Origin of the sequence: Streptomyces sp. NPDC098781 (assembly GCF_044759995.1) — a bacterium.
In the GTDB taxonomy this organism is placed as follows: Bacteria; Actinomycetota; Actinomycetes; order Streptomycetales; family Streptomycetaceae; genus Streptomyces.
Map to the genome: position 1 here is coordinate 77,351 of NZ_JBIWAK010000012.1, position 25,402 is coordinate 102,752.

The following is a 25,402-nucleotide window of genomic DNA, read 5'->3' on the forward strand; positions in this document are numbered from 1 at the left end:
AGCTCAAACACCCCTCAATCCGGACATTGGATCTCGCCCTTCAGTCATCCGTTACTTCGGATTTACACCAACCCGTTGACAACTTATTCACCTACCGAGAACTCTGCATGACGTTATACAGCCGGGCAAGGGACATCTCATGATCCAGTTCGACGCGGTCCACAAGCGCTTCCCCAACGGCACGACAGCTGTCCACGATCTCTCCCTGGAGATGCCGGAGGGCGGCGTGACCGTCCTGGTCGGATCCTCCGGTTGCGGCAAGACGACCACCCTGCGGATGATCAACCGGATGGTCGAACCGACCTCCGGCACCATCCGGGTCGGCGGCAAGGACGTCACCCGCCAGGACGCCGCCGAGCTGCGCCGCTCCATCGGGTACGTCATCCAGCAGGCGGGCCTGTTCCCGCATCGCACGGTGCTGGACAACATCGCCACCGTGCCGTTGCTGCTCGGCTGGGGCCGCCGCAAGGCGCGCACCAAGGCGGCCGAGCTCCTGGAGACCGTGGGCCTGTCCGCGGAGACCGGCCGCCGCTACCCGCACCAGCTCTCCGGCGGCCAGCAGCAGCGCGTCGGCGTCGCCCGCGCGCTCGCCGCCGACCCGCCGGTGCTGCTGATGGACGAGCCGTTCGGCGCGGTCGACCCCGTAGTGCGCACCCAGCTTCAGGACGAACTGCTGCGGCTCCAGCAGGAGTTGAGCAAGACCATCGTGTTCGTCACGCACGACATCGACGAGGCCGTCCGCCTGGGCGACCAGATCGCGATCTTCCGCACCGGCGGCCACCTGGTCCAGTGCGCCTCCCCCACCGAGCTCCTCGCCCGCCCCGCCGACGACTTCGTGGCCGACTTCCTCGGCGCCGAGCGCGGCCTGAAGCTGCTGTCGCTGAAGACCCTCGCCCAGGTCCCGCAGGGCCCGGCACCCGAGGGCGGCGACTGGAGCCTGGTGCTCGACGAGGCGAGCAAGCCCCTGCACTGGGCCTCGAAGGACGCCGAACTCCCCGTACGCCCGCTCAGGGACGACGACTCCCTGCTGTCGGCGCTCAACGAGTCCATCGCCTCCCCCACCGGCCTGATAGCCCGCGTCGACGCGGCGGGCGTCCTCACCGGCGTCTCCTCCCGCGACGACATCCACCGGCACGCGGGCCGGGCGCACTCGGAAGCCCGGGTGGCGGCATGACCGTCGACTGGTCGTGGATCGGCGACCACACCGACGACCTCACCACCCTGACGATCTCCCACCTCCAGGCCGCGCTCACCGCCGTCCTCCTCGGCGTCCTGATCTCGCTGCCGCTCGCGGTGATCGCCCACCGGATCCGCGCGCTGCGCGGCTTCCTGCTCGGAGCCTCGAACGTCCTGTTCACGATCCCCTCGATCGCGATCTTCGTGCTGCTGCTCCCGGTGTCCGGCCTCACCCGCACCACGACCGTGATCGGGCTGACGATCTACACCCTGGTGGTCCTGCTCCGGAACACGGTCGAGGGCCTCGACTCGGTCCCCGTCAAGGTGAAGGAGGCCGCGAAGGCGATGGGCACGCGCCCCCTGCGCACGCTTCTGACGGTCGAGTTCCCGCTCGCGCTCCCCGTGATCATGGCCGGCGTCCGGATCGCGACCGTCATGTCCATCTCCCTGGTCTCGGTCGCGACCTACATCGGCGACGGCGGCCTCGGCCAGCTCTTCACCGACGGCTTCCAGCGCAACTTCCCGACCCCGGTGATCGTAGGAGTGGTGCTCACCCTCCTGCTGGCGGTGGTCGCGGACGCGCTGCTGGTCGCCCTCCAGTACGTACTGACCCCCTGGCGGAGGCGGCGAGCCTGACATGTACGAACTCTTCACCAACCTCGGCGACTGGCTGGTCAGCGGCGAGCAGTGGTCCGGCCCGGACGGCATCGGCCACCGCCTGGCCGAACACCTCCAGTACTCCCTGCTCGCCACGCTCATCGCGGCGGCGATCGGCCTCCCCCTCGGTCTGCTGATCGGCCACACCGGCAAGGGCGCCTTCCTCGCGATCAACCTCGCGTCCTTCGGCCGCGCCCTGCCGACCGTCGGCCTGGTCGTGCTGGTGTTCCTGGCCAGCGGCCTGTCCATGACCCCGGTCTACGTCGCCCTGGTCGCCCTCGCGGTCCCGGCGATCGTCACCAACACCTACGCCGGGATGACGGCCGTCGACCCGGATGTGAAGGACGCGGCGCGCGGCCAGGGCATGCGCGGCCACCAGGTCCTGTTCCAGGTGGAACTCCCGCTCGCCCTCCCGCTGGTCATGACGGGCCTGCGGCTGGCCCTGATCCAGGTCGTGGCCACCGCCACCATCGCCGCGTACGTCTCCTTCGGCGGCCTCGGCCGCTACGTCTTCGACGGCCTGGCCCAGCGCGACCTCGTGCAGGTGCTCGGCGGCGCGGTGCTGGTCGCCGTGGTCGCCGTCGTCCTGGACCTGGCCCTGTCCGGTCTCCAGCGCTTCCTCTTCCGCCACCGCACCGCCTAGGAACCTCTCGATGAACCGACGCTCGACGAACGGACGCGCGATGAACCGACGCACCCTCCTCGGCGGCCTCTTCGCAGCGGCCTCCGTCCCCGCCCTCGCCGCCTGCTCCAGCGGCATCACCTCCCTCGACGGCCAGGGCTCCGCCGGCTCCGGCGGCGGCTCCAGCAAGGGCGGCCTCACCATCGGCACCGCCAACTTCACCGAGAACCAGGTGCTCGGCTACCTGTACGCCGCCGTCCTGAAGGCCGCCGGCGTCGAGGTGACCGTCCGCCCCAACCTCGGCACCCGCGAGATCCTCATCCCCGCCCTCAAGGGCGGCGACATCGACCTGCTCCCCGAGTACCAGGGCGCCCTGCTGCACTACGTCGCCCCCAAGGCCACCGCCACGGAGGAGGGCGAGATGCAGAACGCCCTCACCGTCGCCCTCCCCAGCGGCCTCCAGGTGCTGCCGTACGGCCTGGCCGAGGACTCGGACGCCTTCGTCGTCACCCGGGAGACGGCCGAGAAGTACGGGCTGACCTCCCTCGCCGACCTCAGGAAGCAGAACGGCAAGCTGGTGATCGGCGCGGCCCCCGAGGTCAAGAAGCGGGAGGTCGGTGCCGTGGGCCTGAAGGACGTCTACGGCGTGGAGTTCAAGGAGTTCAAGTCGCTCGACTCCTCCGGTCCACTGGTCAAGGGCGCCCTGAAGAAGGGCGACGTCGACGTGGCGAACCTCTTCACCACCGACACCGACATCCAGGCCAACGACTGGGTGGTGCTGACCGACCCCAAGAACCTCATCCCCGGCCAGCACGTCGTCCCCCTGATCGCCGACCGCAAGGCCGACTCCACCGTCCGCAAGGCCCTGGCCGCACTCGGGAACACCCTGACCACGGCCCAGCTCACCGAGCTGAACCGGCTGGTCGACAAGGACAAGAAGGACCCGGAGGACGTGGCGGACGAGTACGCCGAGGAACACGGGCTGGTGAAGTGACGGCGCACCCCCTGATGAACAGGGGGGCTAACCCCAGTGCGGTCGTGTCCCCCGCTGCCTACCTTGGGCGTATGACCGGAATGGACGCGCGGGACACCGAGCTCAAGAAGGAACTCAACGCCACCTTGCAGGCACGCAGGGAGCTGGGCGACGAGTACGAGTCCGCGTTGGTCGACTCCTTCATGGAGAAGGTCGACCAGCGCATCGACGGGGCGGTCGAGCGCCGGATGCGCCGGCAGACGGCCGAGCAGCAGATGGTGGTGGCCAGGGGTGCCCGGTCGCCGAGGCCGACGGACTCCTTCGGCGAGCGCTTCGGCTTCGGCATCGTCTCGCTGGTGCTGGCGGTCCCGCTGTCCGCGATCGGTGGCGGCGTCGCCCACCTCCCCGGCCTGCTCGTCGCCTGGGTCGGCATCGTCGGCGTCAACGTCGTCCAGGCGGCACGCACCAACCCCGGCCTGTTCCGGGGCTGGCGCGGCAGGTCCGGCAAGCACGAGGACCGCTGGGAGGACTGAGCCCGCCCGGCTGGACCGGGCCGCTCACGCCTGCCGGGTCGGCATCGCCATGATCTGCCGCAGGTTGACGTGCCGGGGCCGGCTCGCCGCGTAGGCCACCACGTCGGCGAGCTCCTCGGCCGCCAGTGAGCCCACGGCCTCGACCATGCCGTCGACCTGCCCCGCCACCTCGGTGTTGTCGGTGTGCAGCCGCAGCTCGCTCTCCACGAACCCGGGCTCGATGTTGGTGACCCGTACGTCACGCGGCCCGAACTCGGTGCGCAGACACTGGGAGAGATGAGTGATCGCCGCCTTGGTCGCCCCGTACACCGCGTAGTTCGGGAAGGCGAGGTGCGCGCCGACGGACGAGATGTTCACCAGGTCGGCGGTACGGCCCTCGGCGGCCGCCGCGACCAGATCGCCGGTGAACGCGCGGACGACACGCAGCACCCCGGTCACATTGGTGTCGATCATCCGCTGCCACTCGTCGATCCGCCCCGCCTCCACGGGGTTGCCGAGCATGACACCGGCGTTGTTGACGACGAGGTCGACGGTCCCGAACGCCTCGTGGACCCGCTGCGCGGCGGCGGCCACGGACGCGTCGTCGGTGACATCGGCGACGACGGCCAGCGCGGCACCGCCGTCCGCCGTGATCTTCTCGGCGACCTCGTCCAGCCGCTGCCGGCGCCGGGCCAGCAGCGCGACCCGCACGCCCCGCTCGGCGAGCAGCACGGCGACGGCCTCGCCGATCCCGCTCGCCGCTCCGGTCACGACGGCGGTACGGCCGGTCAGGTTCTCGTACGACATGGGATTCCTCCTGGTGCGGTGGCCGCCGGGCTGGTCCCCGGCGGCCGGCGAACACCTCTCACCCTCGGCCGCCGCGCCCGCCCTACCCAGGGATGCGTTGTTCCTGTGTCTGGCAGTACCAGGCTCACCGTCCGCCGCGCGGCTACGCTCGAAACCATGGACGGGGACCTGGGAGACTTCCTGCGCTCGCGCCGCGGCCGGATCCGGCCGGAGGAGATGGGCCTGCCCTCGTACGGGCGGCGCCGCGTTCCCGGTCTGCGCCGCGAGGAGGTGGCGCAGCTGGCCGGGGTGAGCGTCGACTACTACGTCCGGCTCGAACAGGGCCGGGGGCAGCGTGTCTCGGACGCCGTCCTGGACGCCATCGCCCGGGTGCTGCGCCTCGACGAGACGGAGCACGCCTATCTGCACACGGTGGCCAGGCCCCGCCGCCGGGGCCCGCGTCGCCCCGAGGCCGCCCGTGTCCGTCCCGGCGTCCAGGCGCTGCTGGACAGCATGGACCGCACCCCGGCGTTCGTCATCGGCCCGTGCATGGACGTCCTGGCGTGGAACTCCCTCGCCGACGCGATGAACGGCTACGGCGGCACCGCCCCCGCCGCCCGCAGCATCCCCCGGCGCGTCTTCCTCGACCCGGCCGCCCACGCCGACTTCCCGGACTGGCCCGCGATCGCCGCGATGACGGTCGCCCACCTCCGTCTGAACGCCGGCCACCGCCCCGACGATCCCGACCTGGACGCCCTGGTCACCGAACTGTCCGCCAAGAGCGAGGACTTCCGGCACCTGTGGGTGGACCACCAGGTCAGGGCCTGTGTCTCCGGCGTCAAACGCGTCCACCACCCGCTCACGGGCGTGCTGACGCTGCCGTACGAGACGATGACCGTCCAGCCGGACCCGGACCAGACGATGGTCGTCTACACCCCGGAGCCGGGCTCGGACACGGCGGAGAAGCTGGCGCTGCTGGGGAGCTGGGCGGCGACCGAGGCGTAGTGGCGACCACCGCCGCCAGGAGAGTGTGCGCGGGGACCGCCGCACCCCCGTTTCCGGGGGGCGGGACGACGGCGGTCCCCGCGAGGGACGTTGACCGGGTCAGGGCCGGGTCTCACGTCCGGGCGTCCATGGAGGTCCGGGAGCCGCTCCGGAGGTCCTTGGACGTTCGGCGCCGGCTGGGGCGGGGAGCCGCTCCCGCCCTGCCGACACCCACTAATGTGCCGGACCCGTGTTAAGCGGGTGCTGCGTGGACGTGACGCGCTCGTACCAGTTCCGCGACGGTCCGAGCGGCCCCGGTCACCGCAAGTTCGCCGCCGACACGGCCCGTTCACCGCAGGTTCGCCGCTACTTCCCGCCCTTGGCCAGGAAGGCCAGCAGGTCCTGCCGGCTGATCACACCGGTCGGCTTGCCCTCGACCAGCACGATCGCCGCGTCGGCCGCGCCCAGCACCGACATCAGGTCGCCGACCGGCTCGCCGGAGCCGACCTGCGGCAGCGGGGCCGACATGTGCTTCTCCAGGGGGTCGTCGAGGGAGGCCCGCTGGGTGAACAGGGCGTCCAGCAGCTCCCGTTCGACGACCGAACCGACGACCTCGGCCGCCATGACGTCCGGGTGACCGGCGCCCGGCTTCACGATCGGCATCTGTGAGACGCCGTACTCGCGCAGCACCTCGATGGCCTCACCCACGGTCTCGTCCGGGTGCATGTGGACGAGGGAGGGGATGGCGCCGTGCTCCTTGTCGTTGAGGACGTCGGCGACGCGCGCGCTCGGGCCCTCGTCCTCCAGGAAGCCGTAGTCGGCCATCCACTCGTCGTTGAAGATCTTGGAGAGGTAGCCACGGCCGCTGTCCGGCAGCAGCACGACCACGACGTCGTCGGGCCCGAGCCGCTCGGCGACCCGCAGCGCGCCGACGACCGCCATCCCGCACGACCCGCCCACCAGCAGGCCCTCCTCCTTGGCCAGCCGGCGGGTCATCTGGAAGGAGTCCTTGTCGGACACGGGGACGATCTCGTCGGCGACGGTCCGGTCGTACGCGGTCGGCCAGAAGTCCTCACCGACGCCCTCGACGAGATACGGCCGCCCGGAGCCGCCCGAGTACACGGACCCCTCGGGGTCGGCGCCGATGACCTTGACCTTGCCGTCGCTGACGTCCTTCAGGTAGCGGCCGGTGCCCGAGATGGTGCCGCCGGTGCCCACGCCCGCCACGAAATGGGTGATCTTCCCCTCCGTCTGCTCCCACAGCTCGGGGCCGGTGGAGTGGTAGTGGGAGAGCGGGTTGTTGGGGTTGGAGTACTGGTCGGGCTTCCAGGCGCCGGGCGTCTCGCGCACCAGCCGGTCGGAGACGTTGTAGTAGGAGTCCGGGTGCTCGGGGTCGACGGCGGTGGGGCACACGACCACCTCGGCCCCGTATGCCCGCAGCACATTGATCTTGTCCGTGCTCACCTTGTCGGGGCACACGAAGATGCACTTGTACCCCTTCTGCTGGGCCACGATGGCGAGCCCGACACCGGTGTTGCCACTGGTGGGCTCGACGATCGTGCCGCCGGGCTTGAGCGCGCCGCTCTCCTCGGCCGCCTCGATCATGCGCAATGCGATGCGGTCCTTCACGGAGCCGCCCGGGTTGAAGTACTCGACCTTGGCCAGGACGGTGGCCTGGATCCCCTTGGTCACGTTGTTGAGCCTCACCAGCGGGGTGTTGCCGACGAGGCTGATCATCGAGTCGTGGAAATGCACCGTTGTCTCCGGATGCTGCAAAAAGGGTGGTCGTAGTGGTTACGCCAGCCTAGGCCCTGTGGCCTGCACGGGGCCGGTGAAGGTGCGTTCACTCGTCGTTGGGATTGGGCCACGGTCCGTGCGGGGCAATCAGTTGATGTACGGCTATGAGGAGGTGGCGGCGAAGCATGACGAGCATGTCGAGGGCGAGGGTGGCCCGGCGGATCGCGGCGGGCGCCGCGTACGGCGGAGGCGGCATCGGTCTGGCCGGCGCGGCGGCCGTGGGTCTGGTACTGGCCGAGGTGCGGTTGGCCCGGCGGCACGTCGGCAACGGCACCAGCAACCACGTGCCGAACGCCGACGGCAGGTACGGCCACCTCTACGCGACCCCCGGCGAGACCCCGCTGCGCCTGACCATGCTCGGCGACTCGACGGCGGCCGGTCAGGGCGTGCACCGGGCGGGCCAGACGCCGGGCGCGCTTCTCGCCTCGGGGCTGGCGGCGGTGGCGGAACGTCCGGTGGTCCTGCGCAACGTGGCCCTGCCGGGCGCCCGCTCGGACGACCTGGACCGCCAGGTGGCCCTGGTGCTCGCCGATCCGGCACTCGTCCCCGACGTCTGCGTGATCATGGTCGGCGCGAACGACGTCACCAACCGCATGCCCCCGACCCGCTCGGTCCGCCACCTGTCCTCCGCCGTACGGCGCCTGCGCACGGCCGGCGCGGAGGTGGTGGTCGGCACCTGCCCCGACCTGGGCACGATCGAACCGGTCCAGCAGCCCCTGCGCTGGCTGGCCCGCCGGGCGTCCCGCCAGCTGGCGGCGGCCCAGACGATCGGCACCGTCGAGCAGGGCGGCCGTACGGTCTCGCTGGGCGACCTGCTGGGCCCGGAGTTCGCGGCGAACCCGCGGGAGCTCTTCGGCCCCGACAACTACCACCCCTCGGCGGAGGGGTACGCGACGGCGGCGATGGCGGTCCTGCCGACGGTCTGCGCCACGCTGGGCCTGTGGCCGGCGGACGAGGAGCGCCCCGACGTCACCCGCCGCGAGGGCTTCCTGCCGGTGGCCCGAGCCGCGGCAGAAGCGGCCTCGGAGGCCGGCACCGAGGTCACGGCCGCGATGCCGACGGGCCCCAAGGGTCCCTGGGCCCTGCTGAAACGCCGCCGCCGTCGGCGGGTACCCGAACCGGAGAGGACCCCGGCGACACCGTCGTCGTGACGGCACGGGCAGGCGCGGCGGCGGCCGAAAAAGCAAGCGCTTAGAAAACTGCGGCAAGGGTCACACCGCAACGCCCGTGACCCGGACCATACGTACGGGTAACTTCCCACACAGCCCTGCCCGACCCCCGGTATGCCAATGGAGCCGTGATGCCCGAAGCCGTGATCGTCTCGACCGCCCGCTCCCCGATCGGCCGCGCCGTCAAGGGCTCCCTCAAGGACCTGCGCCCGGACGACCTCACCGCCACGATCATCCAGGCCGCCCTCGCCAAGGTCCCCGAGCTGGACCCGCGCGACATCGACGACCTGATGCTCGGCTGCGGCCTCCCCGGCGGCGAGCAGGGCTACAACCTGGGCCGCATCGTCGCCGTGCAGATGGGCATGGACCACCTCCCCGGCTGCACGATCACCCGCTACTGCTCCTCCTCCCTCCAGACCAGCCGCATGGCCCTGCACGCCATCAAGGCCGGCGAGGGCGACGTCTTCATCTCGGCCGGTGTCGAGACGGTCTCCCGTTTCGCCAAGGGCAGCTCCGACGGCCTGCCGGACACCACCAACCCGCTCTTCGCCGAGGCACAGGCCCGCACCGCCGCCACCGCCGAGTCGACCGGCTCCACCTGGCACGACCCGCGCGAGGACGGCCTGCTGCCCGACCCCTACATCGCGATGGGCCAGACCGCGGAGAACCTGGCCCGCGCCAAGGGCATCACCCGCCAGGACATGGACGAGTTCGGCGTCCGCTCCCAGAACCTCGCCGAGGAAGCCATCAAGAACGGCTTCTGGGAGCGCGAGATCACCCCGGTCACCCTCCCCGACGGCACCGTCGTCGCCAAGGACGACGGCCCCCGCGCCGGCGTCACCATGGAGGGCGTCGCGGGCCTGAAGCCGGTCTTCCGCCCCGACGGCCTCGTCACCGCCGGCAACTGCTGCCCGCTCAACGACGGTGCCGCCGCGGTCGTGATCATGTCCGACACCAAGGCCCGCGAGCTCGGCCTCACCCCGCTCGCCCGCATCGTCTCCACCGGCGTCTCGGGCCTGTCCCCCGAGATCATGGGCCTCGGCCCGGTGGAGGCCAGCCAGCAGGCCCTGCGGCGCGCCGGCCTCACCATCGACGACATCGACCTGGTCGAGATCAACGAGGCGTTCGCCGCCCAGGTGATCCCCTCCTACCGCGACCTGGGCATCGACATCGACCGCCTGAACGTCAACGGCGGCGCCATCGCCGTCGGCCACCCCTTCGGCATGACCGGCGCCCGCATCACCGGCACGCTCATCAACTCCCTCCAGTTCCACGACAAGCAGTTCGGTCTGGAGACGATGTGCGTCGGCGGCGGCCAGGGCATGGCGATGGTCATCGAGCGGCTGAGCTGAAACCGGCCATTTCGAGCCCCTAGGTAGTCAACTCACGACCCAGCGTGAGCCTTCGGCCCAGAACCCGGAAAACTCCAAGGTTCTGGGCCGTTTTGTGATCCAATCTCCCCCAGGATGTGACCTATCTCCCTCGGCGGAGGGATTTACGCAGCTCAGAGCCGTTTCACGTTAAACCCCAGGCCCAAAACCCTGTCCGTTTCGTGACGTTACGCACTGACAGCTGGATAGTCCGCCCTTCAAGCTGATGTAGGAAGTCGGGGGTCGACTTTGAACCGGGAGTACGTCAGTGAGCGCCATGCCCATCGCCTTGCTGCTCACCACGGCCGCCACCGGCGCCGTGGGCGTCGCCGTCCTGCGCACCCTTATGGTGCTGCGCCGGCAGGTCGCGGCCCTGCACACCGAGCTGGCGCACAGCAACGCCGCCGCGGCCCGCGGTCTCGTCCCGTCGGCCCGCCACTCATCCGACGCCGATGAGATACGCGCGGCCGTCGCCGAGGCGCTCGCCGAGGAACGTGAGCGGGAGCTGGCCGAGGCGCGCGCCTTCTGGGCCGCCCAGGAGGCCCGTGACGCCTCCGACGCGCCGACGCTGCTGGGTCTGTCCGACAGCGAGCTGTTCCTGCCCCGGCAGGCCGATTTCGCGGGTCTGGAGCACCTGGAGCCGGTGACGGAGTCGGCCACGGACGCCGACGAGTTCCCCGGAGACTCCCCGGAACTGGCCGCGGCCCGCCGCCGCCACCCCTCCCACCCGGACTTCGTCCCGGTCCAGTCACCCGTGGTCAACGACCACGAGCGCACCGTGGCGACCCTCGAGGACCTGGCCGCCTCCGCCGTCGAACTGACCGACGTCCGGCCCGGCCCGCTGGGCACCCTCGACGTCTACGTCTTCGCCGACGGCACCACGCTGTGCATGACCCCCGGTCACCGGGAGACGGCGGAGCGCCTGGCGGCCGCACTGCGCGCGGGCGAGACGCCGGTGCTGCTGGGCGGTTCGGGTGTCTCGGGCGCGTACACGCTGACCTTCGCGTGCGGCGAGGAGAGCGTCTACATCCTGGCCGACCGGGTCATAGCGTCCCTCTAGGACGCACGACCCGGCGGCGTCCCTCCGGGGCTCACACCCCGGCCCGCTTCTGCGCCTCCTCCACCAGTCGCACCGCGTCCTCGACCTCCTCCTCGTTCGTGAGTACGAGGGCCAAGTCATGGACGGCGACAGTGACTTGGTCGGCCACCGCGAACATCCCGGCGTCGGGCAGCTCCCTGGGCTCCGCCCCGGGCGCCTCCAGAACCTGGGCCCGCCGGGCCAATTCCCTGGCCAGCGCCAGTGCCTCGGCGGCGGCGCTGCGTTGCAGCCGGCTCTGCGGCGCCGCCCGCAACCGGTCGGCGAAGTGATCTACGGCTCGGGTCAGACGCGTCGTATCAACCACGCCGTGAGCGTACGCGACTGTTGCCAACGGGCGAACGCTCAGGCACGGTGACCTGAAGGACCGGCTTACATCCCATGCGTCCGGAGGCGCCGATGTCCCAAGTCTTCTCCCAGGAGACCCATCGCAATCTGCTCGCCCGCATCCCCCATTGCACCGGTCGTGAAGTGTCCGACTGGTTGCGCGCTGTCGAAGAAGGCCCCGCCCTCTTCAACTTCGAGGAGAAGGTCAGCTGGCTCCGCCATGAGCACAACCTCGCGTACGGCCACGCGAAGGCGATCATCCACGAGTACGACCTGAGGAGGGCCGCGCGCAAACTGCTCTAGGGCGCGCACCGGGACGACGAAGGGCCCCGGGACGGATGCCCAGGGCCCTTCGCGTACGTCGTCGCTACGACGGCCGTCTACCGGCTCAGTCGCTGCTGTTGAGGATCGAGATGAGCCTCAGGAACTCCATGTAGATCCACACCAGCGTCAGGGTGAGGCCGAAGGCCGCGAGCCAGGCCTCCTCGCGCGGCGCGCCGTAGGCGATGCCGTCCTCGACCTGCTTGAAGTCCAGGGCGAGGAAGCAGGCGCCGAGCAGGATGCCGATGACACCGAACAGGATGCCGAGCGGACCGCTGCGGAAGCCGAGACCGTCACCGCCGCCGAAGACCGCGAACAGCAGGTTGATGGCCATCAGGACGATGAAGCCGAGCGCGGCCGCCATCACGAAGCCGACGAACCGTCGGTTGACGCGGATCCAGCCCGCCTTGTACGCCACCAGCACGGCGCCGAAGACCGCGAGCGTGCCGAGCACCGCCTGCATGGCCGCGCCGCTGGCGATGCGGTTGTCGACCACGCTGGAGACCACGCCGAGGAACACGCCCTCGAGCGCGGCGTACGACAGGATCAGCGCGGGCGAGGCCTTGCGCTTGAAGGACTGGACGAGCGCCAGGACCATGCCGATCAGACCGGCCACGATCGCGATGCCGTAGGACCGGCTGATGTTGGCGTCGTCGACCGGCAGCGTCGCCCAGGCGAGCGCGGCGGTGACGATCAGGATGCCGAGCGTCGTGCCGGTACGCATGAGGACGTCGTCCATCGTCATGCGGCCGGTGGTGACCGGGGCCTGCGGCGGCGCGCCGTATTGCAGGTCCTGCTGGGCGTAAGGGTTCTGCGCGTACGGGTTGCCGGCCTGCGGCTGGGCGTACGGGTTGCCCTGCGTGCCGACAGCGGCGCCCCCGGCCTGCGGCGCGGTGTTGAAGCCCGCGTAGCCGTTGTCGCGGCTGAACCCCCGTCGCGAGAAGACCGGGTTGCTGCTCCTCATTTCACTCCTCCATGGCCGCCGTGCGCGGCCTTGGCTCAAGAGTAATAGGTAGGCAAAGGATTGACCCTAGTGCTTGGGGAGGATCTTTCCCTCGTCGTGCTGGCCAACACGCTACGCGGCCGGGTGATTCCCAGCCACGAAGGGGCCCATTCATGACCAATCTGCGACGTGGCCGGAACCTGTCGGAGATCACCCGCCCGGCCCGCGCCCCCGGGTCACCCGAACGGAAACCCGGTGTAGCCCTCGGCGAGATCCGTCTCGGCCGCCGCCGACCCCGCGATCCGCTCCAGCCGGGCGAGCTGGAGCCGGTCCTCGAACGGTGTGGCCTGCGGGGCGCGGTGCAGCATCGTCGTCATGTCGTAGGAGAACCGCTCGGCCTGCCACACCCGGCGCAGACAGGTCTCGGAGTAGGCGTCGAGGAGTTCCGCCGAGCCCGTCTCGCGCAAATGGGTGAGCGCCCGCGCGAAAGTGACGACGTCACCAACGGCCAGATTCAGTCCCTTCGCGCCCGTGGGCGGCACGATGTGTGCCGCGTCACCGGCGAGGAACAGCCGGCCGTGGCGCATGGGCTCGTGGACGTAGGACCGCATGGGGGTGACCGACTTCTGGGTGACGGGCCCGCGCTCCAGCCGCCAGTCGTCGGCCGTCTCGAAGCGGCGCTCCAGCTCCGCCCAGATCTCGTCGTCGCTCCACGCCTCGGCGTCCGTGCCCTCGGGCACCTGGAGGTAGAGGCGGGAGACGGACGGGGAGCGCATGGACAGCAGGGCGAAGCCGCGGTCGTGGCGGGCGTAGACCAATTCGTCGTGCGAGGGGGCGACGTCGGCGAGGATGCCGAGCCAGCCGAACGGGTACGTCCGCTCGAAGACCCGGACCAGTTCCGCGGGGACCGCCTTGCGGGCGACGCCCCAGAACCCGTCGCAGCCGACGACGTAGTCACAGGCGAGGACGTCTTCGACGCCCTCGTGCCGGAAGCGCACGCTCGGGCCGTCGGTGTCGGCGCCCTCCACCGCCAGCGCCTGCGCCCCGAACAGCAGCGGGCCGCCCTCCTTGAGCTGGAGGGCGATGAGGTCCTTGCAGACCTCGGTCTGGGCGTAGACCATCACCGAACGGCCGCCGGTGAGGGCGGGGAAGTCGACGCGGTGGCGTTTGCGGTCGTAGCGCAGTTCGATGCCGTCGTGCCTGAGTCCCTCGCGGTCCATCCGCTCCCCGGCGCCGGCCGCGCGCAGCACGTCCACCGTGCCCTGCTCCAGGATCCCGGCGCGCTGGCGGTGCTCGACGTAGGCGCGGTCGCGGCTCTCCAGGACGACCGAGTCGATGCCGGCGCCGTGCAGCAGCCGCGCGAGGAGGAGGCCGGCGGGGCCCGCTCCGATGATGCCGACGGTGGTGCGCATCGGTCGCTTCCCTTCTCGCTGTCGCCATGGCGTACTCGCGGCCGCGGGTCGCCTCAGCGGACGTTCGCCTGGTGAAGTTTTATTCACCAACTTCGGACATGAGTCTCCGGCCCCGGACACCCGCTGTCAACGGTTGCGGTGAACTCTTGAAGGAAGGGAGTGCGTCGGAAGTGCCCAGAGCCGGACTTGAACCGGCACGCCCGCGAAGGGGCAGCGAGGTTTAAGCTCGCCGTGTCTGCATTCCACCATCTGGGCAGGCCATGGGCTCCGCATCGAGGTCCCGAGCCTATCGGGATGCTTCCCCCGAACAGCGGACGGTCGGACCGATGTTGTCTTATTTTATTGACGTCTGAGGGTGCATCAGCCCACGGAACGCCCCATCCGCACTTGCCAATAGCCTTACGTGCGACGGTCGGCGACGCATACGGAATGACGGAATTTCACCGTCCGAACGAGGACGCTCCACCTGTTCTCGAGGCGAACAGCTGTCAGGGGTCCTTGTCATCCTCAGGTATGACACAGCCGCCCCCGGTCCATCCGCAGTCTGCCTTCGGAACCGGAACAGGGACGGACTACACGGCGGTTCCCGGCCGGGACGATGGACACGTCCTTCGAACACACCGCCGTCCCTTCAGGAGCGTTCTTCTCGTGACCACCGCACCCATCGCCGACCGGGCCACCACCGTGGCCGCGCGGGCCACGGATCTGTCGAAGATCTACGGACAGGGCGAGACCCAGGTGGTCGCCCTGGACCGGGTCTCCGTCGACTTCCGGCAGGCCGAGTTCACCGCGATCATGGGCCCCTCCGGCTCCGGCAAGTCCACGCTGATGCACTGTGTGGCCGGCCTCGACACCTTCTCCTCCGGTTCGGTGCGCATCGGCGACACCGAGCTCGGCTCCCTGAAGGACAAGCAGCTCACCAAGTTGCGCCGGGACAAGATCGGCTTCATCTTCCAGGCCTTCAACCTGCTGCCGACGCTGACGGCGTTGGAGAACATCACCCTCCCGATGGACATCGCGGGCCGCAAGGCCGACAAGCAGTGGGTGGATTCGGTCATCCGGATGGTCGGCCTCGCCGACCGGCTCGGCCACCGCCCCGCGCAGCTCTCCGGCGGCCAGCAGCAGCGCGTCGCCGTGGCCCGCGCGCTGGCCTCCAAGCCCGAGATCATCTTCGGCGACGAGCCGACCGGAAACCTCGACTCGCGCTCCGGCGCCGAGGTGCTGGGCTTCCTGCGCAACTCCGTACGGGAGTTGGGGCAGACCGTGGTGATGGTGACCCACGACCCGGTGGCCGCGGCCTACGCGGACCGCGTGGTGTTCCTGGCCGACGGACGGATCGTCGACGAGATGTACCGGCCGACCGCGGACAACGTGCTCGACTTCATGAAGCAGTTCGACGCGAAGGGCCGCACCAGCTGATGTTCCGCACCGCCCTGCGCAACGTACTCGCGCACAAGGCCCGGCTGCTGATGACCGTGCTCGCCGTCATGCTCGGCGTCGCGTTCGTCTCCGGCACCCTGGTCTTCGCCGACACCCTCTCCAACGCCTTCCGCAACCAGTCGGCGAAGAGCTACGACGACGTCGCCGTCTCGGTCACCTCCTACGCCGACCCGGACGACCCGAAGGAGGAGCCCGGTCTCTCCGGGAAGACCCTCGACAAGATCTCCGCGGTGGACGGCGTCGCCGCCACCTACGGCCGCGTCGACGGCTTCGCCGGGGTCGCCGACCCCGACGGGAAGCTGATCGGCGTCGGCTGGTCCAACAAGGGCTCCAACTTCGCCCCCGGCAAGGACGGCAAGGACCCCGCCTACACGTTCACCGAGGGCACCGGCCCGCTGAAGGACGATCAGATCGCCCTGGACGAGGAGTCCGCGACCAAGGGCGAGTACCGGGTCGGCGACCGGGTCCGGGTCGCGACCAACGGGCCGGTGAAGGAGTTCACCCTCAGCGGTGTCTTCACCACCGAGGACGGCGCCGTCAACGCCGGCGGCAGCCTCGTCCTGTTCGACACCGCGGTCGCCCAGAAGCAGTACCTCAAGCCGGGCTATTTCGAAAGCGCCACCGTCACCGCCGCCGCCGGCGCGGACGACGCGAAGATCCTGGACGCGGTCAAGCCGCTGCTGCCGGAGTCCGCGGAGGCCCAGACAGGCAAGGCGCTCGCGGACGAGCAGGCCAAGCAGATCGAGCAGGGCATGGGCAACCTCAAGCAGGTGCTGCTCGGCTTCGCGGGCATCGCGCTGTTCGTCGGCATCTTCCTGATCTCCAACACCTTCACCATGCTGGTCGCCCAGCGCACCAAGGAGATCGCCCTGATGCGGGCCGTCGGTGCCTCGCGCAAGCAGATCACCCGCTCGGTGCTCGCCGAGGCCGCGGTGGTGGGCCTGGTCGCCTCGGTGATCGGCTTCGTCCTCGGCATCGGTCTCGCGGTCGGACTGCGCTCCGGCATGGCCGCGTTCGAGATGAAGATCCCGGACGGCCCCCTGGTCCTGTCCGCCACCCCGGTGCTCGCCGCGGTCGGCGTCGGTGTGCTGATCACGATGTTCGCCGCCTGGCTGCCCGGCCGCCGGGCCGCGAAGATCCCGCCGGTGGCCGCCATGAACAGCGTCCACGCGGCGGCGACCACCAAGTCGCTGGTGGTACGCAACTCCATCGGCGCGGCCATCACCGCCATCGGCGCGGCCGGCATCGTCGCGGGTGCCTCGACCGGCGGCGACGACGGCCGGATGTACATCGGGGCGGGCGCGTTCCTCGCGCTGATCGGCGTGATCATTCTGATCCCGCTGCTGTCCCGGCCGGTGATCGCGCTCGTCCGTCCGCTGCTCGTCGGCCCGTTCGGGGTGGCCGGCAAGCTGGCCGGCCAGAACGCGGTCCGCAACCCGCGCCGTACCGGAGCCACCGCCTCTGCCCTGGCCATCGGACTGACGCTGGTGACCGGCCTGTCGGTGCTAGGCATCACGGTCGGCACGGCCATCGACAAGATGACCACGGACAACATCAAGGCCGACTACATGGTCTCGATGGCGAACGGCGGGGACCTCGACCAGTCCGCGCTGACCGCGCTGGAGAAGGCCAAGGGTGTGTCGGCCGTCTCCCCGCAGCAGGACGCCTACTTCATGACCGGCAAGGACGACTACGTGTCGGCCTCGGCGGTCACCCCGGGCGACATCGAGAAGGTCCTCAACGTCGACGTCGTCAACGGCGACATCGGCTCGCTCGCCCAGGGCCGGATCGCGGTCGCCGACAAGACGGCCAGGAGCAAGGGCTGGAAGCCCGGTGACACCGTCCCGGTCACCTTCGGCGACGAGAAGAAGACCACGCTCACGGTCGGCGCGGTCTACAAGGACAGCGAGTTCCTCTCGCCCGTCCTCGTCGACAAGAAGATCGTCGACGCGCACGAGGTGAACCCGGCCATCCGGCAGATCTTCGTGAAGGTGGACGGCGGCCAGTCCCCGGCGAACGAGAAGGTCCTCATCGACGCGCTGGGCGACAACCCCGCGATCACCGTCATGGACCGGCAGGACATCCGCAACGAGTTCGGCGGCGCGATCAACACCCTGCTGAACATCATGTACGGCCTGCTGGCGATGGCCCTGATCATCGCGGTGCTGGGCGTCGTCAACACCCTCGCGATGTCGGTCTTCGAGCGGCAGCAGGAGATCGGCATGCTGCGGGCGATCGGTCTCGACCGGCGCCGGGTGAAGCGGATGGTCCGGCTGGAGGCCGTGGTCATCTCGGTGTTCGGCGCGGTGGTCGGCATCGGCCTCGGCTCGTTCCTCGGCTGGGCGATCGGCGAGACCATCGCGGAGCAGATCCCGGGCTACGCGCTGGTCATCCCCTGGGACCGGATCGGCATCTTCCTGGTGCTGGCCGGACTGGTCGGCGTGCTGGCCGCGCTGTGGCCGGCCCGCAACGCCGCGAGGCTGAACATGCTGAACGCGATCAAGACGGAATAGCCGTACGAGCGGATGGGCCCCGTTCCCGGCAGGGAGCGGGGCCCTTCGTGTTTCGGCGGCTCGGCCTCTCAGCCCCAAGTACGGGCCCGCAGCGGCATTCCGGAAGCGCCGCCCTCCGGGGTCCGTACCGCCAGCACCTGGTTGACGCCGATGCGGTTGTGCTCGAAGGACAGCGCGCACGCGGCCATGTAGAGCCGCCAGACACGGGCGCGCCCGGCGCCGGTGAGTCTGACCGCGCGGGCCCAGTCGGCCTCCAGGTTGGCGACCCAGCGGCGCAGGGTCAGGGCGTAGTGCTCCCGGATCGACTCGACGTCACGCACCTCGAAGCCGGCGCGTTCGAGCTGGCCGACGGTGACACCGACGGGCTGGAGCTCGCCGTCGGGGAAGACGTAGGCGTCGATGAACTCGTCGACCGCGTACGACGACTCGTCGCGCTGGGGGCGCCGCCCGATCTGGTGGTTGAGCAGCCGCCCGCCGGGCTTCACGAGCCGGTACAGCACGTCGGCGTACTCCAGATACCGCTGGGCGCCGACGTGTTCGGCCATGCCGATGGAGGAGACGGCGTCGTAGGGTCCGTCGTCGACGTCCCGGTAGTCCTGGACGCGGATCTCCACCTTGTCGGTGAGCCCCTGGTCGGCGACGCGCTTGCGGGCGTACGCCGCCTGCTCCTGGGAGAGGGTGATGCCGACGACGCCCACGCCGTACTCGCCGGCCGCGTGCATCGCCATCGAGCCCCAGCCGCAGCCGACGTCGAGCAGCCGCTGACCCGGCCTCAGATCGAGCTTGCGGCAGACGAGGTCGAGCTTGTCGCGCTGGGCGGCTTCGAGGGTGCCGTCCGGGGGCGGGGCCGACCAGTAGGCGCAGGAGTACACCATGGAGGGGCCGAGGACGATCTCGTAGAAGTCGTTGCCGACGTCGTAGTGGTGGCTGATGGCGCGCCTGTCGGTGCGCTTGGTGTGCAGATGGCCGGGCCGGCGCACCTCCTCGGGCGGCGGTGCGGGCGGCAGCGGCAGTCCGCCGAGTGTGACCAGGCCGCGCACGGCGGCGCGTACCTCGGGGTCCCGGAGCGCCTGAGCCAGGCTCCGGGCGTCCTCGCCCCGCTCCCACACGAGTCCGGCGAGCAGATCGAGGGCGGTGTAGAGATCCCCCTCGATGTCGAGGTCCCCGGCGACCCAGGCGCGGGCCAGTCCCAGCTCACCGGGCTTGAACAACAGCCGCCGTACGGCACGGCGGTTGCGTACGACGAGGGTCGGGGCGCCCGGCGGGCCCGCCTGCGAACCGTCCCAGGCGCGGATGCGCACCGGGAGCGGGACCCCCAGCAACTGTTCGACGAGGCTTTTCAGCCGCACCGCGGCGTCGGCCATGGCGCACACCTCCGTGACAACGATCCCGGAATGTCCAACACCACGAAAACACTTGAGGGGCCCCGTCGCAGTCCCCCACGCGCGTTATGTCTGAGCAAAATACATGCAGCAGCCATGTACTGCGGCCGCCCGGGTGGATCCCGGAAACGCCGAAGGACCTCCCGCACCACGGATGGCGGGAGGTCCTTCGGTCGGGTTCAGCGACCGGAGCCGGTCAGGAGGCCTTGGCCTCGCTCTTCTCCGGCTTGGCGGCCGCGGGCGCCGGCATCGGCTTGGCGGCCTCGTAGAACTCCTCGCGCGGGTGCTCCATCGCGCCGAGGGAGACGACCTCGCGCTTGAGGAACATGCCGAGCGTCCAGTCGGCGAAGACGCGGATCTTGCGGTTGAAGGTCGGCATCGCCATGCCGTGGTAGCCACGGTGCATGTACCAGGCGAGACGGCCCTTGAGCTTGATCTTCATCTTGCCCATGACGATCATCGCGACGCCCTTGTGGAGGCCGAGACCGGCCACCGCGCCCTTGTTGGCGTGCGAGTAGTCCTGCTGCGGGAAGCCCCGCATACCGGAGATCACGTTGTCGCCGAGGACCTTGGCCTGGCGCAGCGCGTGCTGGGCGTTCGGCGGGCACCAGGCGTTGGGGTTGCCGGCCTTGCGGCCGACGAGGTCCGGGACCTGGGCGTTGTCGCCGGCGGCCCAGATGTAGTCGGTGCCCTTGACCTGGAGCGAGGGCTCGCAGTCGACGTGACCGCGGGGGCCGAGGGGCAGGCCGTAGCGGGCGAGAGCCGGGTTCGGCTTGACGCCGGCGGTCCACACGATCGTGTTGGAGTCGACCTCGAGGCCGTTCTTCAGCACGACGTGACCGTCGACGCAGGAGTCCATGGAGGTGGAGAGGTAGACCTCGACCCCGCGGGCCTCCAGGTGCTCCTTGCCGTACTGGCCGAGCTTCGGGCCGACCTCGGGCAGGATCTTGTCGGCGGCGTCGACGAGGACGAACCGCATGTCCTCACGCGACACGTTGGTGTAGTACTTGGCCGCGTCGCGGGCCATGTCCTCCACCTCGCCGATGGTCTCGGCACCGGCGAAGCCGCCGCCGATGAAGACGAAGGTGAGCGCCTTGCGGCGGATCTCCTCGTCGGTGGTGGAGTCGGCCTTGTCGAGCTGCTCCAGCACGTGGTTGCGCAGGCCGATGGCCTCCTCGATGCCCTTCATGCCGATGCCCTGCTCGGCGAGGCCGGGGATCGGGAAGGTGCGGGAGACCGCGCCGAGCGCGATCACCAGGTAGTCGAAGGGCAGCTCGTACGCCTCGCCGACCAGCGGGGCGATCGAGGCGACCTTGCGGTCCTGGTCGATGGTGGTGACCCGGCCGGTGAGGACCTCCGCCTTGGGCAGCACGCGTCGCAGCGGGACGACGACGTGGCGCGGGGAGATGCTGCCGGCGGCGGCTTCGGGGAGGAAGGGCTGGTAGGTCATGTACGACCGGGGGTCGACGACCGTGACGGTCGCCTCGCCGTAGCGCATCTTCTTGAGAATGCGCCGAGCTGCGTACAGGCCTACGTACCCACCGCCTACTACGAGGATCCTGGGACGCTCCGTGGTGCTCATGCCATCGAGTATCCACCTGCCCCAGGGGGGTCGCTCGTGCGCCCCTTCACAAGCTCCTTCAGGGGCTGTGCTACTATCCCCGGCCCGCGTGACACAGCTCATGGTCATGTTCGGGAACCGGTGGGCGGTACGACCCGTTGTCAATGCCGCGTGAGCTGCCTCTCCGTCCCTCCGAGCCCTCTGTGAGCGGACCGGAACGCCCCGCGCCGAAGGGCTGTCGAGACGCCCTTACACCGTCCATCTGAACATGTTCAAGGCCCTGTTCACCCCTCGGAAGGGTCAACCGACACGGATGCGTGCTCCGACAGGGCCGAATTCCTTGTGAAGAACTTCACGAACTTTCTCGAGCGCGTCACCCCGAGGGGCCCCCGAGGGGCCCGAACGACCCCCTGAAGGGTGCTCATACGCTAACCGCACCGCTCACCCGATGGCTACCGACGGGTAGCGAAACGAGACACGGACCACCCCGCGGACGCGATCTGAGGCACCGTCACCCAGTCGGTCACGCTCGGCGCGAAAATGATCGAAAGGCCACATAGCGTGCAGCCATGATCACCTCACAGAAGGCCCCCAAGCGGGCCGGCAAGCGAATAGTCTCGGTCGGCGTTGCCCTGGGCATCGCCCTGGCGACGGGTGCGGCGACGGCCGCGTCCGCCGCGGCCACGCCCGCCCACGTCCCCACCAAGGCCACGGTCGCGCAGGCGAGTCCGAGCTACGGCGGTGACGACGGCGGGTGCAGCGGCCTCATCGTCCTCCTCTGCAACTGACGGACGTTCGGCAGAGTTCGCAGCACGACGGCCCCGGTCCCTCCCCACGAGGAACCGGGGCCGTCCCGCGTCGTCGCGCGTGTCAGCGACCGCGCTCGGCGTCCTGCGCCACGCTGAAGGCGATGCCGTCGAGGATGTCGTGCTCGCTGACGACGACCTCCTCGGCGCCGATCCGCTCCATGATCGCGAGCAGCACCAGCGCGCCGGCCGCGATGACGTCCACCCGGCCGGGGTGCATGGAGGGCACGGCCGCGCGCTCGGCGTGGGTGGAGCGCAGCAGCCAGTCGGTGATCTCGCGGACCCGGTCGACGGTGATCCGGGAGTGGTGGATACGCGTCGAGTCGTACTCGGGCAGGTCCTGGGCGATCGCCGACACCGTGGTCACCGAACCGGCCAGCCCCACCAGCGTCCTGGCCTCGCGCAGCGGCACGGTCTCCTCGGCGAGGTCGAGAGCCGCCTCGATGTCGGCCCGCATCGCCGCGACCTGCTCCCCGGACGGGGGGTCCGAGACCGCGCCGTCCCGCACCAGATGCCGCTCGGTCATCCGCACACAGCCGACGTCCACGGAGCGCGCCGAGCGCACGTGCGCCTCGCCGACGACGAACTCGGTCGAGCCGCCGCCGATGTCCACGACCAGATAGGGCTTGGGGAGACGGTCGTGTTCGGCCAGCTCCTTGGTGGCTCCGGTGAAGGAGAACTCGGCCTCCTGGTCCCCGGTGATGACCTCGGGCTCGACCCCCAGGATCGCCACGACCCCGCGCACGAACTCGTCCCGGTTCTCGGCGTCCCGGGAGGCGGACGTGGCGACGAACCGCAGCCGTTCGGCGCCGTGCTCCTTGATGATCGCCGCGTAGTCACGGCAGGCGGCGAAGGTCCGCTCCAGCGCCTCCGGGGCGAGCCGCCCGGTGCGGTCGACGCCCTGGCCGAGCCGCACGATGGTCATACGCCGGTCCAGGTCGACGAGTTCACCGCTCGCGGGGTCGATGTCGGCGACGAGGAGCCGGATGGAGTTCGTACCGCAGTCGATGGCGGCGACGCGGGTCATGGGTGGTGCCCTTCCGCTGTACGGGAGTTCTCGGTGTCAGGGGGCGGCGGGACGCTGAGGCTGTCAGCGGCTCCGCCGCGGGTCACTCGGCCGGGACCACGCACGGCCCCTTCATCCACCACTCCGGCAGCATCGCGATCGCCTCGTCGCCCAGCGGGTTCACCCCCGGCCCGGCCGCCAGCGAGTGCGCGACCAGCACATGCAGACACTTCACCCGGTCCGGCATCCCACCCGCGCTGGGGAAGCCCGTCAGCACCTCGATCTCGTCCCGCCGCCGGATGTAGTCCTCGTGCGCGGCGCGATAGGCGGCCGCCAGCTCCGGGTCCGTCTCCAGCCGGGCCGTCATGTCCTTCATGACGCCCTCGGCCTCCAGCGTGCCGATCGCCGACGCGGCGCGCGGGCAGGTCAGGTAGTACAGCGTCGGGAACGGCGTGCCGTCCGGCAGCCGAGGGGCGGTCTCGACGACGTCCGGCTGGCCGCACGGGCACCGGTGCGCGATCGCGCGCAGTCCGCGCGGGGGCCGCCCGAGCTGCTGCTTGAAGGCCTCGACGTCGGCGTCGGTGGGCTCGGTGCGCGGTGTGGGCGGCGGGGGGGTTTCCATGCCTGTCTTTCTATCGGTTCGGTTCTCACTCGGCGGCGGCGTCGGCCTTGTCGACCCCGTCCCAGATGTTCGCGTACCAGGGGCGGTCGGCCGCGCTCCGGTCGGTCCGGGACGCCTTGCCCGCGTCCGGATCGACCACGATGTAGCCGGTCTCCCCGGGCATCACATAGTGCAGCCGCTGCCGGATCTGCTGCTCGGCGTACGCGTCGTCCTGCCAGCGTGCCTTGAGGTCGCGCAGCTGCTCGACGCGCCGGGCGGCCTCCTCCTGCTGGCGCTGCATGTCGGCGATCTCGGCGCGCTGGGAGACGTACTGCCTTATCGGGTAGGCCAGTGCCACGACGAGGGAGCAGACCACCAGTGCGAGCAGCGCGGCGCGTCCGGTGAGCCTGGAGCGCCGGGCCTGCCGCTTGGTCTGGGAGCGGTAGACACGGGCCGCCGTCTGCTCGCCGAGCAACCGGATTCTCGTCGCGGTGGAGAAACGGTCCCGGTCCTTGACGGCCATCGGCTCTCCGCCTCCCCTTTCACGTGCGTACGTCCCCGCACACGGTACGGGACCGAGTACGGGGACGTACGTACGACTGGCTAAGCCTTAACCCGGTAAGGGTCAGCCCTTGAAGCGCGGGAACGCGCTGCGGCCCGCGTAGACCGCCGCGTCGTCGAGGATCTCCTCGATGCGCAGCAGCTGGTTGTACTTGGCGACGCGCTCGGAGCGGGCCGGGGCGCCGGTCTTGATCTGGCCGCAGTTGGTGGCGACGGCGAGGTCGGCGATCGTGACGTCCTCGGTCTCGCCGGAGCGGTGGGACATCATGCACTTGAAGCCGCTGCGCTGGGCGAGCTCGACGGCGTCGAGGGTCTCGGTCAGCGAGCCGATCTGGTTGACCTTGACGAGCAGCGCGTTGGCGGCGCCGTCGTCGATGCCGCGGGCGAGGCGCTCGGGGTTGGTGACGAAGAGGTCGTCGCCGACGATCTGGACCTTGTCGCCCAGCTTGTCGGTGAGGACCTTCCAGCCGGCCCAGTCGTCCTCGAACAGCGGGTCCTCGATGGAGACGAGCGGGTAGGCCGCGACGAGCTCCTCGTAGTACTCCGTCATCTCGGCGGCGGAGCGCTCCTTGCCCTCGAAGAGGTACTTGCCGTCCTTGTAGAACTCGGAGGCGGCGACGTCGAGCGCGAGGGCGATCTGCTCGCCGGGGGCGTAACCGGCTTCCTTGATGGCCTCGAGGATGAGGTCGAGGGCCTCACGGTTGGAGCCGAGGTTCGGGGCGAAGCCGCCCTCGTCGCCGAGGCCGGTGGCCAGGCCCTTGCTCTTCAGCACCTTCTTGAGGGTGTGGTAGACCTCGGTGCCCCAGCGCAGCGCCTCGGAGAAGGACTCCGCGCCGATCGGGGCGATCATGAACTCCTGGATGTCCACGTTGGAGTCGGCGTGCGAGCCGCCGTTCAGGATGTTCATCATCGGCACCGGCAGCAGGTGCGCGTTCGGGCCGCCCAGGTAGCGGAAGAGCGGCAGGTCGGACGCCTCGGAGGCGGCGTGCGCGACGGCGAGCGAGACGCCGAGGATGGCGTTGGCGCCGAGCGAGCCCTTGTTGTCGGTGGCGTCCAGGTCGAACATGGCCTGGTCGATCAGGCGCTGCTCGGTGGCGTCGTAGCCGACGAGCTCCGGGCCGATCTGCTCGATGACGGCGAGGACGGCCTTCTCGACACCCTTGCCCTGGTAGCGGTTGGGGTCACCGTCGCGGAGCTCGATGGCCTCGAAGGCACCGGTCGAGGCGCCGGACGGGACGGCGGCACGACCCGTGCTGCCGTCGTCGAGGCCGACCTCGACCTCGACCGTGGGGTTGCCTCGGGAGTCCAGGATTTCCCGGGCTACGACGACGTCGATGGACGGCACGAGCATCTCCTTCTTCGGATGTGACGCGGGTACGCAGACCGT

At 70.2% G+C, this 25,402-nt stretch carries 24 protein-coding genes and 1 tRNA gene; 13 read left to right on the forward strand and 12 right to left on the reverse strand.

What is annotated here, in order from left to right:
• Positions 1 to 139 precede the first annotated feature (139 nt).
• From ACIQWG_RS37115 to ACIQWG_RS37135, 5 genes are all read left to right on the forward strand, one after another.
• Complete coding sequence (locus tag ACIQWG_RS37115) at positions 140 to 1,174, forward strand: ABC transporter ATP-binding protein (RefSeq protein WP_404104332.1); 1,035 nt, start codon at positions 140 to 142, stop codon at positions 1,172 to 1,174.
• A complete protein-coding gene (locus tag ACIQWG_RS37120) occupies positions 1,171 to 1,812 on the forward strand; it encodes an ABC transporter permease (protein ID WP_404104335.1) in 642 nt (213 codons plus the stop codon). The genes ACIQWG_RS37115 and ACIQWG_RS37120 overlap by 4 nt, the downstream gene beginning before the upstream one ends.
• A 1-nt stretch (position 1,813) precedes the next feature.
• A complete protein-coding gene (locus tag ACIQWG_RS37125; RefSeq protein WP_404104340.1) occupies positions 1,814 to 2,476 on the forward strand; it encodes an ABC transporter permease in 663 nt (220 codons plus the stop codon).
• 40 nt (positions 2,477 to 2,516) lie between these two features.
• Positions 2,517 to 3,449, forward strand: a complete 933-nt coding sequence (locus ACIQWG_RS37130) for an ABC transporter substrate-binding protein (protein ID WP_404104343.1) — start codon at positions 2,517 to 2,519, stop codon at positions 3,447 to 3,449.
• A gap of 71 nt (positions 3,450 to 3,520) precedes the next feature.
• Complete coding sequence (locus tag ACIQWG_RS37135; protein WP_404104346.1) at positions 3,521 to 3,961, forward strand: hypothetical protein; 441 nt, start codon at positions 3,521 to 3,523, stop codon at positions 3,959 to 3,961.
• Positions 3,962 to 3,985: 24 nt separating this feature from the next.
• Here the strand turns inward: ACIQWG_RS37135 and ACIQWG_RS37140 are convergent, their stop codons facing one another.
• Positions 3,986 to 4,747 carry an SDR family oxidoreductase gene (locus ACIQWG_RS37140; protein ID WP_404104349.1) on the reverse strand — a complete coding sequence of 254 codons (762 nt, stop codon included), beginning with the start codon at positions 4,745 to 4,747 and terminating at the stop codon, positions 3,986 to 3,988.
• A gap of 156 nt (positions 4,748 to 4,903) precedes the next feature.
• Here ACIQWG_RS37140 and ACIQWG_RS37145 point away from each other — a divergent pair, with 156 nt between their 5' ends.
• Positions 4,904 to 5,731, forward strand: a complete 828-nt coding sequence (locus tag ACIQWG_RS37145; protein WP_404104352.1) for a helix-turn-helix transcriptional regulator — start codon at positions 4,904 to 4,906, stop codon at positions 5,729 to 5,731.
• 345 nt (positions 5,732 to 6,076) lie between these two features.
• Here ACIQWG_RS37145 and ACIQWG_RS37150 read toward each other — a convergent pair whose 3' ends face one another.
• On the reverse strand, positions 6,077 to 7,465 hold the full coding sequence (locus ACIQWG_RS37150) for a cystathionine beta-synthase (RefSeq protein ID WP_404104355.1): 1,389 nt from the start codon (positions 7,463 to 7,465) through the stop codon (positions 6,077 to 6,079).
• 167 nt (positions 7,466 to 7,632) lie between these two features.
• On the opposite strand from ACIQWG_RS37150, the gene ACIQWG_RS37155 reads away from it, so the two are divergent.
• The 3 genes from ACIQWG_RS37155 to ACIQWG_RS37165 all read left to right on the forward strand — a co-directional run bounded on the left by ACIQWG_RS37155 (position 7,633) and on the right by ACIQWG_RS37165 (position 11,106).
• A complete protein-coding gene (locus tag ACIQWG_RS37155) occupies positions 7,633 to 8,658 on the forward strand; it encodes an SGNH/GDSL hydrolase family protein (RefSeq protein WP_404104358.1) in 1,026 nt (341 codons plus the stop codon).
• 149 nt (positions 8,659 to 8,807) lie between these two features.
• Positions 8,808 to 10,028, forward strand: coding sequence for an acetyl-CoA C-acetyltransferase (locus ACIQWG_RS37160; protein WP_404104361.1), 1,221 nt, complete (start codon positions 8,808 to 8,810; stop codon positions 10,026 to 10,028).
• 295 nt (positions 10,029 to 10,323) lie between these two features.
• On the forward strand, positions 10,324 to 11,106 hold the full coding sequence (locus ACIQWG_RS37165) for a hypothetical protein (protein ID WP_404104647.1): 783 nt from the start codon (positions 10,324 to 10,326) through the stop codon (positions 11,104 to 11,106).
• Positions 11,107 to 11,137: 31 nt separating this feature from the next.
• Here ACIQWG_RS37165 and ACIQWG_RS37170 read toward each other — a convergent pair whose 3' ends face one another.
• Positions 11,138 to 11,449: a hypothetical protein gene (locus tag ACIQWG_RS37170; RefSeq protein ID WP_404104364.1), complete on the reverse strand. Its 312-nt coding sequence runs from the start codon at positions 11,447 to 11,449 to the stop codon at positions 11,138 to 11,140.
• Between the two features lie 92 nt (positions 11,450 to 11,541).
• Here ACIQWG_RS37170 and ACIQWG_RS37175 point away from each other — a divergent pair, with 92 nt between their 5' ends.
• The gene (locus ACIQWG_RS37175) at positions 11,542 to 11,772 is read left to right on the forward strand and encodes a DUF4287 domain-containing protein (RefSeq protein WP_380858968.1); all 231 of its coding nucleotides are present in this window, start codon (positions 11,542 to 11,544) and stop codon (positions 11,770 to 11,772) included.
• An 85-nt stretch (positions 11,773 to 11,857) separates the two neighbouring features.
• On the opposite strand, the gene ACIQWG_RS37180 is transcribed toward ACIQWG_RS37175, so the two are convergent.
• The 3 genes from ACIQWG_RS37180 to ACIQWG_RS37190 all read right to left on the reverse strand — a co-directional run bounded on the left by ACIQWG_RS37180 (position 11,858) and on the right by ACIQWG_RS37190 (position 14,400).
• Positions 11,858 to 12,754: a Bax inhibitor-1/YccA family protein gene (locus ACIQWG_RS37180; protein WP_404104368.1), complete on the reverse strand. Its 897-nt coding sequence runs from the start codon at positions 12,752 to 12,754 to the stop codon at positions 11,858 to 11,860.
• Between the two features lie 215 nt (positions 12,755 to 12,969).
• Positions 12,970 to 14,145 (reverse strand): 4-hydroxybenzoate 3-monooxygenase, encoded by a 1,176-nt coding sequence (locus tag ACIQWG_RS37185; protein WP_404104371.1) that lies wholly within the window; start codon positions 14,143 to 14,145, stop codon positions 12,970 to 12,972.
• A gap of 171 nt (positions 14,146 to 14,316) precedes the next feature.
• A tRNA-Leu gene (locus tag ACIQWG_RS37190) sits at positions 14,317 to 14,400 on the reverse strand.
• 393 nt (positions 14,401 to 14,793) lie between these two features.
• On the opposite strand from ACIQWG_RS37190, the gene ACIQWG_RS37195 reads away from it, so the two are divergent.
• Both ACIQWG_RS37195 and ACIQWG_RS37200 read left to right on the forward strand, forming a co-directional pair.
• Positions 14,794 to 15,564: an ABC transporter ATP-binding protein gene (locus tag ACIQWG_RS37195; protein ID WP_404104374.1), complete on the forward strand. Its 771-nt coding sequence runs from the start codon at positions 14,794 to 14,796 to the stop codon at positions 15,562 to 15,564.
• On the forward strand, positions 15,564 to 18,098 hold the full coding sequence (locus ACIQWG_RS37200) for an ABC transporter permease (RefSeq protein WP_404104377.1): 2,535 nt from the start codon (positions 15,564 to 15,566) through the stop codon (positions 18,096 to 18,098). Before ACIQWG_RS37195 ends, ACIQWG_RS37200 begins: the two co-directional genes overlap by 1 nt.
• A 68-nt stretch (positions 18,099 to 18,166) precedes the next feature.
• Here the strand turns inward: ACIQWG_RS37200 and ACIQWG_RS37205 are convergent, their stop codons facing one another.
• Positions 18,167 to 19,462 carry a class I SAM-dependent methyltransferase gene (locus ACIQWG_RS37205; RefSeq protein WP_404104381.1) on the reverse strand — a complete coding sequence of 432 codons (1,296 nt, stop codon included), beginning with the start codon at positions 19,460 to 19,462 and terminating at the stop codon, positions 18,167 to 18,169.
• Between the two features lie 214 nt (positions 19,463 to 19,676).
• Positions 19,677 to 21,062, reverse strand: a complete 1,386-nt coding sequence (locus ACIQWG_RS37210; protein ID WP_404104384.1) for an NAD(P)/FAD-dependent oxidoreductase — start codon at positions 21,060 to 21,062, stop codon at positions 19,677 to 19,679.
• A 548-nt stretch (positions 21,063 to 21,610) separates the two neighbouring features.
• Here ACIQWG_RS37210 and ACIQWG_RS37215 point away from each other — a divergent pair.
• Positions 21,611 to 21,829, forward strand: a complete 219-nt coding sequence (locus ACIQWG_RS37215; protein WP_404104387.1) for a hypothetical protein — start codon at positions 21,611 to 21,613, stop codon at positions 21,827 to 21,829.
• Positions 21,830 to 21,911: 82 nt separating this feature from the next.
• Here the strand turns inward: ACIQWG_RS37215 and ACIQWG_RS37220 are convergent, their stop codons facing one another.
• The 4 genes from ACIQWG_RS37220 to eno all read right to left on the reverse strand — a co-directional run bounded on the left by ACIQWG_RS37220 (position 21,912) and on the right by eno (position 25,366).
• Positions 21,912 to 22,874: an exopolyphosphatase gene (locus tag ACIQWG_RS37220; protein WP_404104390.1), complete on the reverse strand. Its 963-nt coding sequence runs from the start codon at positions 22,872 to 22,874 to the stop codon at positions 21,912 to 21,914.
• 82 nt (positions 22,875 to 22,956) lie between these two features.
• Positions 22,957 to 23,475, reverse strand: coding sequence for a DUF501 domain-containing protein (locus ACIQWG_RS37225; RefSeq protein ID WP_404104393.1), 519 nt, complete (start codon positions 23,473 to 23,475; stop codon positions 22,957 to 22,959).
• A gap of 25 nt (positions 23,476 to 23,500) precedes the next feature.
• Positions 23,501 to 23,977 (reverse strand): septum formation initiator family protein, encoded by a 477-nt coding sequence (locus ACIQWG_RS37230; RefSeq protein ID WP_404104396.1) that lies wholly within the window; start codon positions 23,975 to 23,977, stop codon positions 23,501 to 23,503.
• A gap of 102 nt (positions 23,978 to 24,079) precedes the next feature.
• Positions 24,080 to 25,366, reverse strand: coding sequence for a phosphopyruvate hydratase (gene eno, locus ACIQWG_RS37235; RefSeq protein WP_351194476.1), 1,287 nt, complete (start codon positions 25,364 to 25,366; stop codon positions 24,080 to 24,082).
• Positions 25,367 to 25,402 lie beyond the last annotated feature (36 nt).